The sequence below is a fragment of the Rhodobacteraceae bacterium LMO-JJ12 genome, from assembly GCA_021555075.1.
Taxonomy (GTDB): domain Bacteria; phylum Pseudomonadota; class Alphaproteobacteria; order Rhodobacterales; family Rhodobacteraceae; genus JAKGBX01.
The window spans coordinates 2398527-2415954 of record JAKGBX010000001.1; the positions used below are offsets into that span (position 1 = coordinate 2398527).

The window sequence follows — 17428 nt, forward strand, 5'->3', positions numbered from 1 at the left end:
CGTCAGAAACCGGTGGTTTTCGCAGCGCTGAAACAGCGTTTGTCAGACGATCGACCTCAACAAGAAGGAACGCACCATGAGCTCTCCAACTGCGGCCTCGCCGCGTGCCCGTAGCGTCCTGGACATGAATTCCTTCGACTTGAACTCAGGAGCAGTTTCTCCCGGTGTCCGGCGGCGGTTAGACAATTTTGGCGCAGCAAGCGTGCTGTTCTATCGCGAGCCGCTTGAGATTGGCACAGCAAGCGGAACCTGGATGATCGGCGAAGATGGCCAGCGTTATCTGGACATGTATAACAACGTCCCCGTCATCGGCCACAGCCACCCTGATGTGACCGAAGCCGTTACCCGCCAGATGCAAAAGGTGAACATCCATACCCGCTATGTTATTGGCGTGGTGGATGACTATCTTGACGCGCTCAAGGCGACGATGCCAGCGGGATTAGATAATATCCTGCTGACATGCTCTGGCAGCGAGGCGAATGATCTGGCACTTCGACTGGCGCGGCGGGTGTCCGGTGGGCAAGGCATCATCGTTACTGAAAATGCCTATCATGGTAATACCTCGCTGGTGACATCGATATCTCCGGCCGCGATCCGCAACAACGCGTTCGAGGACTATGTCGCCACCGTCCCGGCGCCTTCACAGATGAACTATGGCGACGATATTGCCGGTGGGTTTGCAGCCGCTGTAGAAGACGCGATCCGCCAACTCCGCCGTCGGGGCATGGCCCCCGCCGCACTACTGGTGGACACTATCTTCTCATCTGACGGGGTGCTTAGTACGCCAGCCGGATTTCTTGCCCCCGCAGTCGCCGCGATCCGGCGCGCTGGCGGACTGTTCATCGCGGACGAGGTCCAGCCCGGATTTGGGCGCTCTGGCGATTGTTTTTGGGCGGTGCAGCGCCACAACATCGAACCGGATATCCTGACAATGGGTAAACCGATGGGCAACGGATATCCTGTAGCTGGCATGGCCACCCGCGCGGAATACCTCAAAGCCTATTGCGACGACTTCGGCTATTTCAACACATTCGGTGGCAGCCCCGTGGCAGCCGCCGCCGCGCACGCTACGTTGAATGCCATTCAACGCGAAGGGTTGCAGGAAAATGCCCAATCCCAAGGCGCACATATCCGCGCCGGATTACGCAAGATAGCCGAGCAATCCTCCCATATTTCGGATGTTAGGGGCGCCGGTCTCTTTATCGGCTTCGATATTTGTGACGGTACACAGGCGCGAAACCCCGATTCCGACCTTACCTTGCAAATCATAGAAGGCCTGCGGCGTCGGCGGGTTCTAAACGGAACGGCCGGTAAATTCGGCACCACAATTCGTGTTCGCCCGCCACTTTGCATCACACGCGATGAGGCCAACATCTTTCTCGATGCGGTGAGTGCGGTTCTTTCTGAGTTAACCGGTCAAGGGATCACCAAATTCCCCCCTGCGGAACCTGTCGAGTTTAGCTTCCAACGTGAATTCGCCTGAACTGAGAGATAGACGTTTCTTCTTGTCGGTTTAAAGCATTTCCGGGAAGATCGAACTACAGGAAGTGCCTTGGTTTTTCGGGTTCCCGCATATCATAGCCGCGAACGTCCATCGATTTTTTCTCGAAATACGATAGCAAAAGACCTTAACCTAGCGATCAAAACAGCTATACCCTTCTATATGAAAGCAACTGAAAATAAAAAGTCGCGACGCTTACAGGCGATCCTAACGACACTCGAATCAAGGCCCGCAGCCCGGATCAGTGATTTGGCCGAAATGTTAGAGGTTTCCTCTGAAACCATTCGTCGCGACCTTCAAGAGCTCGAGGCCGAGGGGGAAATCCATCGGACTTATGGAGGTGCCGTACGGCAGGTGCATGCTGAACCAAGCCTGTTAGAACGGATGAAGCTGAACGCGGCCGAACGCAGTCGAATTGCGAAAGCTGCCGTAAGCTATCTTGGCGACGCAGGACATATTTTCATCGGTGGTGGTTCAACGGCGGTCCATTTTTCGCGGGCGCTTAGCCAGAATATGGATCGTCAGATCATAGCAATCACCATCTCATTCTCGGTCGCCGAAGAACTTGGGCGTAACCCCAACATTCAGGTCGTCATGCTCCCCGGCATTTTCGACCCTAAGGAAAGGATCGTTCACGGCCCCGAAACCCTTGCCGGTATTGAAAGGTTTCGCGCATCGATTACAATCATCAGCGCCTCTGCAGCCGACTATGTCGGACTAAGCGAGGGAATCTTGAATTATGCTCATAGCCATGCGGCAATGATCGAGAACGCAGACAAAACGCTTATACTCATGGAAAGCCAAAAGTTTGGACGGCGCGCCCTGTCACAGATTTCTTCATGGTCGGAACGGAACCACTTGCTCACCGACCGCGCCCCAACCGACGAGATTCAAACAGCAATAGCGCGTGCAGGCGCAAGAATTGATATTCTGCCGCCAAACGACCTTGATGATGTAACCGCCACACAACAGCAATGATGCACCAAAGTTGGCGATCTTATCGTCAAAATCATGAGGGCAACATTGACGTCAGGCGGACATGCACTGCATTCTAGGGTATCTAAAACCACTGACCATTTTGTCACATTAGCTGCACTCGCCCGGCGACGCGGCGACGGCTTGATTGGCCTTGAAATTGTCGCGTGAGTAAAGGTAGCGCTCCCGGTTGAAATGGTTGCAGACAGAGGCATGAACGGCGGCGAATTTCTGCAAACTTCGCATGCGCTGGAACTGAACCGCTCCGGGTCTTCCGGAGGCTCCAAATCGAGGAAGAATTGGAGCCATGGAAAAAGACAACAGAGCGAACCGCTATTCACCTGAGACACGCGCGAGAGCCGTGCGGATAGTGCTCGACAATCAGGGTAAATGCGAAAGACAGTCGGCAGCGATCAAGGCGATTGCGCCGTCCCACATGACGCGCGTTCTACGGCTGCCGTTACTTGCGCCCGACGTCGTCGAGGCAATCCTGGCCAGGCAGCACGGTTTGGACGTGATGCTAGCGCAACTTTTAGAGCCGTTCCCGGCAACTGGGAGCAGCAGCAAGACCTGTTCGGCTAATGCGAGCGGCCCAAAGCGGACAAATCCTAAGATTTTTCAGCCTTGCGGGGTATTCTGCCACTAGGCACCTTAAAGGCGATCAAATTCTTTTATCAAACGCTCGTTCTTTATATAAATCTGTCTGGCATCAGCGCAAAACAACGCCCAAAATAGCCCTCGCTTCAGTGGGGGTCGCGATCTGACGACCAAGTGCTGTGGTAAGCGTCACAATTTCGGCTACCAGTTGCGCATTTGAGGCCGCCAGCTGACCCTTGTGCAAGTAAACATTGTCTTCAAACCCTACCCGCAAGCCGTCGGCGCCCATCAACGCCGCAATTGCCAACATCCTCCGTTGATGACGGCCGATGGCAGTCACCGTCCAACGCACATCGCTGGGCAATGGACGCAGAAGTGCGGGGATTGCTTCGGGTACCGCGTCGATTCCACCTGGTACACCCAGCACTAAGTTGACGTTTAACGGGCCTTTCAGATGCCCCTCTTTGAGCATACGCGCGGCTGCGACAGAATGACCAACGTCAAACAACTCGATCTCAGGTACGACGCCCATGCCATATGCTTTCGCTGCCGAAGAAATGCTGTCGGGGCGAGAGGTCAGGAACATGTCATCGCCAAAGTTCATCGACCCAGTTTCCAGCGAACACATGTCAGGGCCAGCTTCGAGTGCTTGGGTGCGTTCGTCAATTGACATCCAAACTGCACCACCGGTTGAAACCATGATGATTGGGTCCGCCTTGGCACGGATCGATTTAATAGCACTTGCAAAAACGTCTGGATCGCCGGTAGGAGTTCCATCATTTTGTCGAGCATGCAAATGGACTACCGAGGCCCCCGCTGCCACTGCTTCCAGGGATGCTGTGGAAATTTCGTCTGGGGTGAAAGGCACACCGGGATGATGATCACGGGTCACCTCCGCGCCGACAGGGGCCACCGTGATGACGATTGGCATACTGTCCCATTTGCTCATGTTGGTCTCCTGAATATGTATAGGGCGGCACATACTTCCAGCGTTGCATCTCTGATCCGTAAGATCGTCTCGAGATCCTAGTGCCGTTTGTTTATTGTGCTGCGTAGCAACTTCGTCAGATCAGCCGACGCCGATAGTGCGGCCCGAACATCGTTAGCTTTGGCGGAAATTGACATGTTTTCTGCCCGTGCGATAATGCCTATCGTGAACATCAAAGTGTCACCTGGTCCGAAAATTGGCGCGGCCACGCTTCGAAAGTCCACCTCAAGTTCCTCGTCAGAAGCGGCCCATCCCTGATGCTTTACCTGATCGATTTCGGCGCGTAGTGTATCACCGTCTACGATAGTCTTTTCCGTAAACCGATGTAGTGGTTCTTCTAGCAAGTTTCCGACCAGATCGTGTTCGGAGAAGGCCAACAAAACCTTTCCCTGTGCCGACGCGTGTGGAGGCAAGGTAGCACCGGACTTTGACGAGATGTCGACAATTGCATCGCCACGATAATTCTCCAAAACGCGTAGGTTTCGGTCTTCGACAATCGACAGCACAACCGAATGGCCAAGTTTGTCACGTAAAAGGCCCAACATGGTGCGGGTCGCGATCAACCACGGCAGATTATCTGCGCTCATCTGTCCCAGTAAGAATAGACGCGTACTTGCTCGGTATTTCGAAGCCTCTTCAAGTTGTTCTACATAGTTCAATGCACACAGGGTTGTTAAATGCCGATGCACGCGTGCTTTGGGTATGCCAGTAGACTTCGCCAGTTCGGTCACGCCGCGCGGTCCGTTCGATCTGGCAAGTTCTTCCAAGATGGCAAATGAAGACGCTACAGCTTCGATCAACTCAGCTCTCCATACCAATAAGTTGTTTCGGGTTCTCAGAAATCATCTTGGTGATATCGTCGTCCGAATATCCAAGGTCAAGAAGAATACCAATCGTTGCCCTGAACCCCTCGACCGGGGTGCAGTTTGGCAGTTGGCCAAGATCCGATCCCAGAATGGTCTTTGCTATCGTACCTGCATCGATCATCGCCTTAAGGTTTTCGGGTTCATATATCTTGTCATCTTCGGTGCCCACCCACATGCACATAGAATGCTCGACATAGGCGCCAAAATCAGTCAGTGCGCGCAGGTCATCGAGTGAACCATCGATGATATAGGTCGGATGATTGACCAGAAGCCGTTGCACCCCGCGCCTGCGCGCCTCTGAAAAGATTGGCCAGATCTCCGAAATGTGGATATGTCCGGCTGACAGGACAGCATCATGCTTTGCGATCAGATCCAGGATCAATTTCAGGCTGTCACGCAATGATCCATCCGGATTGAACAGCATCACCGGCTCTGCCGGGAGCGACAGCAAGCCCGGAGGCGGAAACTCTTTTCCCGGTGCGGCTTCGTGGTTGTGACGGATGTTGTTTTCGGAATGGAACGTAGGCAGCCAGATGATACGCGCGCCCAGCCGAAGCCCATGATCGACGGCATGAGGGTTCAACCCGCCAGTCGGATTGTTAGTCGGTACACCGGCCAGCATTGTCACATGTTGAGTCGGGATATGCTTGTTGATGATATGAGCTAATGGGCAGGCCCCATAGAAATGGTCCTTTACCAGCACCGCTTCAAGACCAGCGGCATCCGCTTCGCGAATTGCCTCAACATGATCCAGTTTGCGAGACATCACCGATGGACCGCTATGGCAGTGCAAGTCAAGTGCGCCACGCAACAGGCCATTGATGCGATCCATATTATCGCTCATCAGTTTTCCCCCCTGAGAACATTTCGAATATTCGGCTCTTACCCTGTACGAGGACGGCCACCACAAGGATCAGAACCGTCAGCAACGTCAGTGTCGTGCCGATGGCTGCGATTTTCGGATCAAGATCCTGACGCAATGAATTGAACATGCGTTGTGTCAGCGTTGTATTGGCCCCGCCACCGATAAAGTTGGTCACCACAATTTCATCAAACGATGTCAGGAACGCAAATAGGGCGCTGGCGACCATAGCGCCTGTGATCTGCGGCAGGACAACAGTTATGAACGCGCGCAGCGGGTGAGCTCCTAGGCTGATCGCTGCATTGAACTGGTTCAGGTCGAAATGGCGCAGCGCCGCTGACATGGTCAGCACAACGAACGGAAGCGCCAACATGGTATGGGCCAGAACGATACCGGTAAACGTGGCGATCAGGCCCAGCGGCGCAAATGTGATGAAGATCGCGATGCCGATGACCACGCCCGGTACCATCAATGGTGTCGCGAAAAACGCGTTTTGCAAGGGGCTTAACCCACTGCCGCGCTGCTTGGCCGCAAGAGCGACCATCGTCCCGAGTGCCGTCGCCAACACCGCACAGGTCAGTCCGATCTTCAACGACACCAATGAGGACCGCAGCCAAATGGGCGAATCCCAAAGTGCTGCATACCAGCGAAAAGAAAACTCGGTTGGCGGGAAATGCAGATAGGCTGAATCCGACAATGACATCAGAACGACGATGACCGAAGGCAGGATCAGAAAACCGATCGCCAAAAAGCCGAAAAGCTGCAGGCCCCATCCCCGCCCTGGTCTTGTTTCTAATGCCATAGTCTTTGCACCCGTGCTGCCAAACCATATAACGCCATCAACGCAATGCCGCTGAGAAGCAACAGCAGCAATCCCATTGAACTGGCAACTGCCCAATCCGGATAAAGGCTCAAGCTGCGTTCAATCACCATCGAAATCACCGGGGCTTTGCCCCCGCCAAGGACGATCGGGATAATGTAGAATCCAAGGCTCAGCATCATCACGATGACACAGGCCGACACCAGGCCGGAAATCGTCAGTGGAAAGAACACGGTCCAGAACGCAACCATCGGGCGTGCACCCAGCGATATGGCCGCTTTGGCGTAGTCAGGCTTTACTCCGGACATCGAAGCGAGGACCGGAAAGACGAAAAACGGCAGCATGATATGCACCATGCCAATGACGACTGCCGTCTGCGAATTCATGAATGAAACCGGTGCCAGCGGTGGGGCTATCGCCTGCAACGCATTCACCAGCACACCGTCGCGTTGCAAGATAACCACCCAAGCATAGGTTCGCACCAGGGTTGAAGTCCAGAATGGAAACAGGATCAGGAATTTCAGCACGTATGACATGAGCGGTGGCGCGCAATGCACCATATAGGCCAGCGGATATCCGACAAGCGCGGTGACGATCAACACTTTGGCCGTCAGTGCGGCAGTGTTCAGTATCGCACTGGAAAAGACTGGCCCGGAACCGACAGAGACAATGGTATCAAGACTGGGTTGCCCTGCCTTTGAAAACGCCTGCACGATGACCCAGAGCAGGGGATAATAGCATACCGCCAAAAGCAGGATCACGGCAGGTGCCACCAAGGCGGCGCGCCGCATGTCCCAGCCGGTAAACACGGACCCGACCGACATTACCCCTTCTCCGGAACGAGTGTGATGTCGGACATGTCGACATGCAGGGAAATCGGTTCGTTAATGGCAGGTAGATTACCCATCGACGCAGCCCGATTAAGGCAACGAAACGGCAATACATGGCCATGAAAATCAGCCGATCCCAAAACAGTTTCACCCTGGAAATACAGACTTTGTAAACTGCTTTCGAGAACCGCCGCGTCAGGCGGCGCGGTTCCGGTGGCAATCTGCATCTGTTCTGGGCGCAAAACCGCCAGATATTTACCATCGGTGCAGTCGGGTAAAGCAGATGTCACCACCCCACCGGGGAGCGTGATCCGGCCATGTTTGACCGTTGCAGGTAGGAATGCGGCCTCGCCGATAAAATCGGCCACGAACCGACTGCGCGGGTGGTTATATATGTCTTGTGGCGAGCCAAGTTGTGCGATCTTGCCTGCATTCATCACTGCGATCCGGTCGGAAATAGTCAACGCTTCGCGTTGATCGTGTGTGACATAGATTGTCGTCACGCCTGTGGCATCATGGATGCGGCGAATCTCGATCAACATCTCCTCGCGCAGTTTCTTGTCCAATGCCGACAACGGTTCATCCATCAGCAGAACGGATGGATTGCTGGCCAATGCGCGCGCAATCGCAACCCTTTGTTGTTGACCGCCAGACAGTTGATCCGGCTTACGATCGCCGTAGTCTTCCAATCGCACCAATTGCAGAAGCTCGGCCACTTTTTCGTCTTGGTCTTTGCGCGAACTGCCTCGAATGCTCAGCGGATAACCGATGTTCTTGCGCACGCTCATATGCGGAAACAGCGCGTAGCTCTGAAACACCACCCCCATGTTCCGGCGATGCGGCGGCACCTTGTTAATCAGGGTGCCGTCTTGGGTGATCTCCCCTTCGTTACTGGAAACGAACCCGGCGATGGACATCAGCAGAGTGGTCTTGCCCGACCCCGACGGCCCCAAGAGCGAGACGAATTCACCTGGCTCAGTGTACAAGCTGACGTTGTCTAGCACCGTCAGCTTGCCATATTTTACCGTGAGGTCTTTGACGTCCAACACACTGGGAGTTCGCTTTAGCATGGGTTTGTCCTTGCCTCTGTCTGGTTATTGAACAAGCGCCTGCCAGCGGACCTGCACGTCAACCATCTTGTCGCCCCAAAAATCGGGATCGATCAAGACCTGCTTTTTCAGGTTCTCTGCTGACGAGATGACGCCAGCCATTTCCTCGTCGGTCAACGTCCCCAGTTCGAACGCCTTTAGGTTGATCGGTCCGTTGGCCGAGTGCTTGGGCAGGTTGGCCTGCAATTCCGGTGAGACGAACAACGCCATCGCCCTCATCGCGGCCTCCTTGTTTTTTGCCCCTTTCGGAATGACCAGACAATCGGCATTCAGCACCCCGCCTTCCAACGTGAAGTCGACCGGCGCACCATCGTTTTTGAGCGTTGTGATACGGCCATTCCAACTGCTGCCAAAATCCACTTCGTTGTCGACCAGAAGCGTCGTCGCCTGCGTGCCGGTCCCCCACCACGCAGTGACATTGGGCTTCAACTCCTCCAATTTGGCAAAAGCCTTGTCGATATCCACCGGATAGACCTGATCTAGAGGCGTGCCATCCGCCATCGCGGCAATTGTCAGAGATTCGGACGGAATGCTTCCGAGCGATCGTCGGCCCGGGAATTTCTCGACGTCGAAAAATTCCTGCCAGTTGGCCGGTACCTGTTGATCTGTTTTGGTGCTGTTGGCCAGCACTACGGAATAATAGAGAAATCCGACCCAGTCGTCGCGCACCAGCGCGGGGTCGATGCCATCGGTGCCAACGATACTGTAATCAATCGGTTCGAACAGGCCTTCCTTGGCCCCTGCGACGCATTCTTCGGCAGATAGATCAACCAGATCCCAATGCACCGCATTGCCGGTGACCTGTAAGCGGATGTCAGCAAGACCGGTGGACAGATTGTCTTCCTCGATGGTGATACCGAGCTGGTCTGCCGCGGGTTTAAAGAACGACGCGCGCAAGGCATCCTGATAACTACCGCCCCAAGCGGCGACTGTTATGGTGTCCGCGATCGCGGGCGTGGATAGTGCGAGCGGCGCCAGCAGAATGGTTGCGATTGCTCTCTTGTGCATGATTTTTCCTTCCTGAAGTTATATCATTTTTACACTGTTGTTCAGCGCACCTATTTTTTCGATCCTAACCGAAACCGATTTGCAGCCGTTGCTCATGTCGGTGGCGACCTGTGGTGTATCTCCGGTTTCTCCGCCCGGGTCCGACGCGGTACCCATAGATACGATATCGCCGGGGTTGAGTGTCTGATAATGTGACGCCCAAGACACCACGTCCGGCGTGTAGTGGGTCAGGTTCCGGGTGTTATCCGAATAGGCCAGCTCATCTTCCATCCAGCATTCCACGGCGAGCGCGTGCGGGTCTGGAATTTCGTCCGCCGTCACGATCCATGGGCCCATCGGTCCAAAGGTATCGGCCCCCTTGTAGCGCCCTGGATACGAGGAGTGGCTTTCGATCATCTCATACCCGCCGTCGTCGCCCACCTTGGCTTCGCGCAGGTGAAAGGTGTCTTCCATACGCATTGATGCCGAGGTGACGTCATTGTGGATAGTATAGCCGAACACTGCTGTCCGACACTCGTCCGGGCTGGCATTTTTTAGCCGCTTGGCCAACACCACAGCAAGTTCCGGTTCAGGATAGGTGATACCATATTCCTTGCGCAGCTCAATCGGTTGGTCACATCCGATCAATGCCGAAGTCGGTTTATTGAACAGTGCCGGATGCTTGGGCCCCGAAACAATATCCTTGGCAAAGGCCGTGTTGTTGTTGGCCACACAGACAACGTTGGGATTGCTCAGGGGGGCCATCCATTGCGAGCCAAGCAGATCAAGACCACCTCCCTTCGTCCTAGCCAAAGCGTCTGCAACCTGTTCCGTCAGAGCAGGTGTCTCTCCCGCTGCCTGAACAAAAGCCTTCAATCCAAGATAGCCAATGGCAACAGCAAGATCTTCTTTACCCAGATCACGAAGCAGGTCCGCCAGCCCGACAAAGATTTCACCATCAGCGCTGGCTATGGCGGTTGGTCCCTGAACGGGCAAATTCACGACTGCAAGCTTCATTTGTCTCTCCTGACGATACAGTATATCCTCTAGCGATACTAAAGGCGCAATTTATTCCGTGTCAATTTGATTCTGCGCAAGGGTTAGCTTTCAGCGTAAATTTGAATACACGAGCCCAGCTTTATGCAGTGCCCTGGACAAAAGAGACTGAGGGAAACGGTGGCCTTTTGGGTTCAAGAACGGGGCCAGGGATGGTTCCTCCTCGCCGCCATCGCACAGAACCTCAAAAAGCTCGCCAAGCTCAGGCCCAAGACCATCCAGAAAGAGGCCATAGCATCATCTGAGCCACCCAGATCCAGAAAAATGGTGCGCTCCGAGCTACGGTTCGGAGGCGACGAAGCTGGCCTCAATAGCAAAAAGCGAGAACGCTCCAATTGCAGGTGAGTTCCTCTACAGAATCCGCCCTTGGTGTCTTCCTCTGCATAGCAGCACGTCACTTGAGCCATGCCTCTTTAAATATTTCCAAAAGTTTCGATTTCAGTTCCATCTGGCCGCACGAGACTGGCGTCGAAGTAAATTCTCGAGCCGACTTACAGTACATCAAAATCAATGGCTTACAGATCCATTCACCAAATCGGCGAAGTCATCAGGTCCGGAGAATATTGGCCCGAGAGAACGCTTTAACGCGTCCGGGCACAATTGTCGGTGTTCAGCCAATCCCGCATAACCCTTTAAAACAACGGAAAAATCCTGCCAAAGCCGGATCGGGAGAACAGTTTCTCAAGGGCAAGTGGCGAAGGGAACGCGACTGGTAGCGAACCTTCTCCACCTTCTAAGTTATTGATTTTATTGTGTCAGACTGCCAGTTCGAATCCCAACAGATGCAAAAGAGACTTAGATCCAACTCGTAAATTCAGCCGCCTCGTCTTCGTGGTCGACTGCCCGCCTGCGGTAACGCCTCTCGCCGTTGATCTTCACAAAAACCTCATCAAGATGCCATTGCCAGTTCGAGTAGGCGCGCAGATGCCGAACCCGTTTCTTGCATATCTCTGCCGCAAACATCGGGGCAAGTTTATTCCACCAGAACCGAACCGTATCATGGCTGATGTCGATGCCACGCTCGTGCAGCAGATCCTCGACATTGCGAAGTGAAAGCGGGAAGCGGACATACATCATCACCGCCAGGCGAATGACATCCGGGCTCGTCTTGAAGTAGCGAAAGGGGCTGTATTTTGTCATCCCGCGACGCTAATTGCTCGCGCTGCCCGCCTCAACCGATTTTGCTCTGACAGAACCGTGCCGGAATAAACCGCGACAGATCTAGAATCGCCTCGCGTTGGCTTTACCGGTTCCGTCGTTCAAATTCCTGTGACGGGGAAATACCGAAGGTCTGCCTATAAGCAGCAGAGAAGTTGGCCAGCTGCGTGTAGCCCACCAAATGTCCAATCTCTGTTATCGACAGCGACGATCCCAAAAGCGCTTCACGGGCGACCTCCATCCGGCGGCCACGCAGGGTGGTATAGGCCGTTTCGCCGGTGATCTGGCGGAAGGCGGTGTTCAGCATGTTCCGGTTGACGCCCACCAATCGGCAAAGCCTTGGCAGATCCGGCGGCGAGGCCAGATCGCTTTCGATGATGTCAAGCGCGGTTCGAACGATGCGTTCCGCCCGCATGCCGGCAAGCCCCGGTTCAGGCGTGGCCCCAAGCAGGCACTTTCCGACGTAGCTAAGGCATTTGTCGGACAAGTTCAGAAACCGGCTTTGCGTGACATCGGCCGGGCATCGGGTCATCCCTTGCAGGATCGTATCGGCCTGGCGTTGCAGGATTCTGGGCAGGGCAAGGCTGCGCAGGGTCTCGGTTTCGCCAAGTGCCCCTGACAGGTCTTGCTGCAGAGTCGAACCGTCGGCGATGTCGGGCAGGAACATCCCGTTCGCATCGCAGTCGATGCGCATCGTTACGACCTTTTCGTGTGATCGGGTCGAGAAATGCTGGGTCTTGCGCGAAGACCCCTTGTGGCTGATCACGAAAAGACGCGCACCTGATACACCCGGTTGGCGCCTGCTTCCGTCAAAGCTCATTTCCGCATGGCCGCTCACTTGCAGGCGGATCTTAATCCAGGATCCGCCGCTGAAATCCTGGGTGAAATCGGTCGCATAGTGGCCGTCAACCAAAAAGCCGCCAACAGAGGCGTTGCTCGGTTCCAGATGCCACGTCTTGCCAACTAGCTTTCGATTGATGCAATCGCGCACACCGCCGGTGGCGATCGTGTTAGCGATCGCGGCAGGAGCAGACCATTCGTAAACCGGTTGTTGCATGACAGTCAGCAGACCTCGGAAATCAGGAAAGGCAGCCAGTATGTACGGTCGACGCAGGTATTGCGGCAAAGCAAACCCTAGGGCGCACCGAACGTGGCCATGACCCAAGCTTATGAGCGACAATCCAGCTTGTAAAGCTTGCTCGCTGACGGTCGGCTTTTCGGGAATCTTCGATCGATAAGACAGGGATCTTATGTAAGACACTGACAAAATTACATAAACAAAAGCTTCAAAAGGGCTGCAGCGCCGCCGGAGAGAAAGAAAGTGCATTGCCCATAAGTCCGGGCCGCTGGTCTTGTTGACTAAAATCACATCGTCAAACAAGGTCTTTGAAAAGTCGTGGCCGGGTAACCGTGTCGCGAAAAGCACGGATCATACGGTAGCAAAACATGGAAACCACCGAGTTCGATTTCATTGTCGTCGGCGCCGGAAGCGCTGGATGCGCCGTGGCCGCGCGGCTATCCGAGGATGGCACCAAAAAGGTCGCACTGATTGAATCCGGCAATCGGGAAAAGCTGAATGTGACCAGCCTGCCCGCCGCGTTGCTGTATACGATCGGCAATGACCGGTACGACTGGAAATACAAGACCGAACCCGATCCGACGCGCGATGGTCTGGTCGAAAACTGGCCGCGCGGGCGTGTTCCGGGTGGTTCTTCCGCGATCAACGGCATGATCTACATTCGCGGACGGAAGGTTGATTTCGAACGCTGGAAATCCATGGGCAACACTGGCTGGGGCTGGGACGATGTCCTGCCTGTCTTCCGCAAGCTTGAGACATCGGATTTCGGGCCGAACCAGTATCGCGGCGCGCTTGGCCCGCAGAATGTCGAACAGGTCAGCTTTCGCCATCCGGTCAGCAAGATTTTCATGGAAGCGGTGGCCAACACCGGCCTACCCGCCGTCGAGGATCTGAACGGTGCCGATGAAGAAGGCATCGCCTGGAATCAGGGGGCGACGAAAAACGGCAAACGCTGTTCGTCCTGGGATGCCTATATCAAACCCAACCTCGGGCGCCGCAATCTGATCACCATCGACGGGACGCTAGTGCGCAAGGTGACCATGTCGGCCGGACGCGCCGACGGGATCGAGATCGAGCGCAAGGGCAAGGTGCGAAACCTGTCGGCCCGCGCCGGAGTGGTGCTGTGTGCCGGGGCGATCAACACCCCGCAAATCCTGATGCTGTCGGGCATCGGTGACCCAAAGCAGCTGGCGCGCCACGGCATTGAAACGCAGATACCAAGTCCGCAGGTCGGTGCGAACTTGATGGAACACCCCGGCATGTATGTGCTGGCCGAACTGAAGATGCCGACCGCCAACGCCTTTCGCCGACTTGATCGCGGTGCCATGGCGATGGCGAACTGGCTGATGTCCGGTGGCGGGCCGATGGGCACGCCCTCGGCGCAACTGATCGGCTTTTTCCGCTCGCAAACAGAGCTCAGCGAAGCCGACATGCAATTCCTGCTGTTCCCCTATGGCAGCTTCATGAAGAATGACCGCCGGATCTTTCCACAGCGAAATCTGGTCACCATTCTGGTCAATGCCAACTATCCGGTCAGCCGTGGCCAACTTGACCTTGCGTCGGCAAACCCGGCCGACCCTATCCGCATCTTTCCAAGGTTTCTGGACGATCCCGCCGATACCGATGCAATGAAGCGCGCCCTGGCATGGATACGCCAACTGGTCCGCACCGAACCATTGAAAAGCCAGTTCCTGCGGTTTCTGGACATTCCGGATCCGAACGAAGGTAAGGATGACAAATACATCCGCGATTTCACCCGACCCTTCTATCACCCCGCCGGCACCTGCCGGATGGGAAGCGATCCGGGGTCGGTCGTCACGCCGGACCTCAGGGTGCGCGGGCTGGACGGTCTTTGGGTCGCTGACGCATCGGTTTTTCCCGATCACATCGGCGGCAACGCCAATGCCACCACGATAATGGTTGGCGAAAAGGCCGCGAGTTTTATCAAGGACGCAACATGAAAGAGGAGAAACAAAGAATGACAAAGATACCCAGAAGACTAACCACAAGACTATTGGGGGCCGCCGTTGCGCTTGTCGTGGCGCACTCCAGCCTTTCAACCGCTGCGTTTGCGCAAGACACCAAGGCGCTGAACGCTGTGCTTGAGGCCGAGATCGTAACCCTCGACCCGCATTTCACCACGGCCTACATCTCGCGGACCTTCGGCTACATGGTCTATGACACCCTGTTCGGCATGGACAGTGCGGGCGAAATGCACCCCCAGATGATCGACAGCTGGACGACCAGTGACGATCAGCTGGTCTGGACCTTCACGCTGCGCGACGGCCTGAAATGGCACGACGGCACCCCGGTCACCGCCGAGGACACCGTCGCGTCGATCACCCGCTGGTGGACCAAGGCAACCCTTGGTGGCCTGCTGAAAAAAGCCACCACCGAAATCACGGCGACGGACGACAAGACCTTTACCATCACGCTGAACGAACCTTTCGGCCTGATGCTGACGGCCCTTGGCCATCCAAACTCGCCCACCCCCTTCATGATGCCCAAGCGCCTTGCCGACACCCCGGCCAGCGAGCAACTTCAGGAAGTCATGGGTTCGGGGCCTTATGTCTACAGCAAAGCCAACCACCGTCAGGGCGACTCGATGGTTCTGGCAAAAAACCAAGACTATATCCCCCGCGACGAACCGGCCGATTTCCTGTCCGGCGGCAAGGTCGTGAATGTTGATGAGCTGATCATCAAGGTTCTGCCCGACAGCACCACCGCCACAACCGCCCTGACCGCGGGCGAGGTGGATTATGTCCAGTATCCGCCGTTCGATCTGCTGCCGATGCTGGAAAGTGACCCCGACATCAACGTCCTGACCTTCAGCGGCGTCAACATGTACCAGGGCTATCTGCGTCTGAACCACCGCAACCCGCCCTTCGACGATCCGGCAATCCGCCGCGTACTGTGGAACATCGTCGATCAGGATTCGATCCCAACGGCGCTTGGCCTGTCCGGCGACTATATGGTGCCCGGCTGCAAGTCGTTCTTCATGTGCGGCACCCCGTATGAAACGACAGCGGGTTCGATCGCACCGGAAAAAACCTCAGTCGAGCTGGCCAAGGAAGCACTGGCCAAGACCGACTACAACGGTGAGCTTATCACGATCCTGCAGGCAACAGACATCGACGCCACCCGCGTTTCGTCGGCAGTGGCCTATGAATGGATGCGTCAGGTCGGCTTCAATGTCGAACTGAAAGCGATGGATTGGGCGTCGGTTCTGAGCAACCGCAGCACCCCCGAGGGCTGGCACCTGTTCGGCGTTCATGGCATCGGTCTCGACCTCGCCTTGCCGATCACCCACTATTTCATCGCCCGCAACTGCATCGACTATGCCGGCTGGAACTGTGACGAGAAAGTTGGCGAATACCTGGCCGCCTTCCCGCGTGCTACCACCCAGGCAGAGCGTCAGGACCTTGCCGACAAAATTTCCGAACGCGCCTTTGAGACGGTTCCGGCGGTGATGTGGGGCCAAATCGCGCAACCGGCGGCCTTCCGCAAGAACGTGACCGGCATCATCCCCTCGGCCATCCCGGTCTTCTGGGAACTGCAAAAGAACTGATCTTAACCAAGGCGGCGGCCCTGTGGACCATGCCCAGCGGGCCGCCGCACCCTCGCCCAATCCGCTTTCAGGACAGGAGCCGCGCTGGTGTACAAGTCGATTGTCAACCGAATCCTTTCGATCATTCCGGTAATTTTCGTCGTGTCGCTGTTCGTTTTCTCGCTGCTCTACCTTACGCCCGGTGACCCGGCGCTGGTGGTTGCGGGACCGACCGCGACCGCAGAAGACGTTGCCAAAATCCGCGAATCCTTGGGTCTGAACGATCCTTTTCTCGTCCGCTATATCGGCTGGTTGGACGATATCGTCCGACTGGATTTCGGACATTCCATTCTTAACAATGCGCCGGTTTCCGATTTGATCCTGCAGCGGATCGAGCCCACCGTATCGATGATGGTACTGACCATCATCTTTGCCGTAGTGATCGCCGTGCCGCTGGGCATTTTCGCCGCCGCCAACGTCAACAGCCTGATCGACCGGCTTGTCATGCTGTTCGCGATTTCGGCGTTCTCGATCCCGATCTTCATCATCGGCTATGTTCTGGCACGCGAATTCGCGCTGAAGGCCGGATGGTTCCCGGTGCAGGGCTATGCCTATCTAAGCGAAGGTTTCTGGCCATGGATACATCATCTTGTGCTGCCTTCGGTGTCGCTGGGGCTGGTCTATGTCGCGTTGATCGCGCGGATCTCTCGGGCGGCGATGCTTGAGGTTTTGTCGGAAGACTACATCCGTACCGCGCGCGCCAAGGGGCTGCGGCGCAGACGCATCCTGTTCCTGCATGCATTGCGCAACGCCGCGAACCCCATCGTGACGATCATCGGCGTTGGCGTCGCCCTGCTGATCGGTGGGTCGGTGGTGACCGAAAGCGTGTTCGGCATCCCCGGCCTTGGCCGCCTGACCGTCGATGCGATCCTGCGGCGCGACTATCCCGTCATTCAGGCCGTTATGCTGCTGTTTTCTCTGCTTTACGTTCTGGTCAATCTTCTGGTCGACATCGTCTATGTGATGCTTGACCCCCGAATTCGGTACTGATCCC

The 17428-nt window shown here is 55.7% G+C and carries 14 protein-coding genes and 1 pseudogene; 5 read left to right on the forward strand and 10 right to left on the reverse strand.

Translation table 11 applies throughout. From position 1 onward, the window contains the following. The first annotated feature begins 76 nt into the window (after positions 1–76). Both LZG00_11540 and LZG00_11545 read left to right on the forward strand, forming a co-directional pair. Positions 77–1483 (forward strand): aspartate aminotransferase family protein, encoded by a 1407-nt coding sequence (locus tag LZG00_11540; protein MCF3594631.1) that lies wholly within the window; start codon positions 77–79, stop codon positions 1481–1483. Between the two features lie 69 nt (positions 1484–1552). Further along, positions 1553–2479, forward strand: coding sequence for a DeoR/GlpR family DNA-binding transcription regulator (locus LZG00_11545; GenBank protein MCF3594632.1), 927 nt, complete (start codon positions 1553–1555; stop codon positions 2477–2479). 706 nt (positions 2480–3185) lie between these two features. Here the strand turns inward: LZG00_11545 and LZG00_11550 are convergent. The 10 genes and pseudogenes from LZG00_11550 to LZG00_11595 all read right to left on the reverse strand — a co-directional run bounded on the left by LZG00_11550 (position 3186) and on the right by LZG00_11595 (position 13130). Beyond that, positions 3186–4022, reverse strand: a complete 837-nt coding sequence (locus LZG00_11550) for a 3-keto-5-aminohexanoate cleavage protein (protein ID MCF3594633.1) — start codon at positions 4020–4022, stop codon at positions 3186–3188. Between the two features lie 77 nt (positions 4023–4099). Further along, positions 4100–4861, reverse strand: coding sequence for an IclR family transcriptional regulator (locus LZG00_11555; protein MCF3594634.1), 762 nt, complete (start codon positions 4859–4861; stop codon positions 4100–4102). Position 4862: 1 nt separating this feature from the next. Further along, positions 4863–5771, reverse strand: a complete 909-nt coding sequence (locus tag LZG00_11560) for a DUF6282 family protein (GenBank protein MCF3594635.1) — start codon at positions 5769–5771, stop codon at positions 4863–4865. Continuing rightward, positions 5761–6591: an ABC transporter permease gene (locus LZG00_11565; protein ID MCF3594636.1), complete on the reverse strand. Its 831-nt coding sequence runs from the start codon at positions 6589–6591 to the stop codon at positions 5761–5763. Before LZG00_11565 ends, LZG00_11560 begins: the two co-directional genes overlap by 11 nt. Then, the gene (locus tag LZG00_11570) at positions 6582–7433 is read right to left on the reverse strand and encodes an ABC transporter permease (protein ID MCF3594637.1); all 852 of its coding nucleotides are present in this window, start codon (positions 7431–7433) and stop codon (positions 6582–6584) included. The genes LZG00_11565 and LZG00_11570 overlap by 10 nt, the downstream gene beginning before the upstream one ends. Further along, complete coding sequence (locus LZG00_11575) at positions 7433–8509, reverse strand: ABC transporter ATP-binding protein (GenBank protein ID MCF3594638.1); 1077 nt, start codon at positions 8507–8509, stop codon at positions 7433–7435. Before LZG00_11575 ends, LZG00_11570 begins: the two co-directional genes overlap by 1 nt. A 24-nt stretch (positions 8510–8533) precedes the next feature. Next, entirely contained in the window at positions 8534–9556 is a 1023-nt protein-coding gene (locus tag LZG00_11580; protein ID MCF3594639.1) for an ABC transporter substrate-binding protein, read from the reverse strand. An 18-nt stretch (positions 9557–9574) separates the two neighbouring features. Beyond that, complete coding sequence (locus LZG00_11585) at positions 9575–10552, reverse strand: fumarylacetoacetate hydrolase family protein (protein ID MCF3594640.1); 978 nt, start codon at positions 10550–10552, stop codon at positions 9575–9577. Positions 10553–11413: 861 nt separating this feature from the next. Beyond that, positions 11414–11731: pseudogene (locus LZG00_11590) on the reverse strand (IS6 family transposase). Positions 11732–11834: 103 nt separating this feature from the next. Beyond that, positions 11835–13130 carry an AraC family transcriptional regulator gene (locus LZG00_11595; GenBank protein MCF3594641.1) on the reverse strand — a complete coding sequence of 432 codons (1296 nt, stop codon included), beginning with the start codon at positions 13128–13130 and terminating at the stop codon, positions 11835–11837. A 65-nt stretch (positions 13131–13195) separates the two neighbouring features. Here LZG00_11595 and LZG00_11600 point away from each other — a divergent pair, with 65 nt between their 5' ends. The 3 genes from LZG00_11600 (at position 13196) to LZG00_11610 (ending at position 17424) form a co-directional block, all read left to right on the forward strand. Next, a complete protein-coding gene (locus LZG00_11600) occupies positions 13196–14788 on the forward strand; it encodes a GMC family oxidoreductase N-terminal domain-containing protein (GenBank protein ID MCF3594642.1) in 1593 nt (530 codons plus the stop codon). A 17-nt stretch (positions 14789–14805) separates the two neighbouring features. Beyond that, positions 14806–16395 carry an ABC transporter substrate-binding protein gene (locus LZG00_11605; protein MCF3594643.1) on the forward strand — a complete coding sequence of 530 codons (1590 nt, stop codon included), beginning with the start codon at positions 14806–14808 and terminating at the stop codon, positions 16393–16395. Positions 16396–16482: 87 nt separating this feature from the next. Then, positions 16483–17424 (forward strand): ABC transporter permease, encoded by a 942-nt coding sequence (locus LZG00_11610; protein MCF3594644.1) that lies wholly within the window; start codon positions 16483–16485, stop codon positions 17422–17424. The last annotated feature ends 4 nt before the right edge of the window (positions 17425–17428 follow it).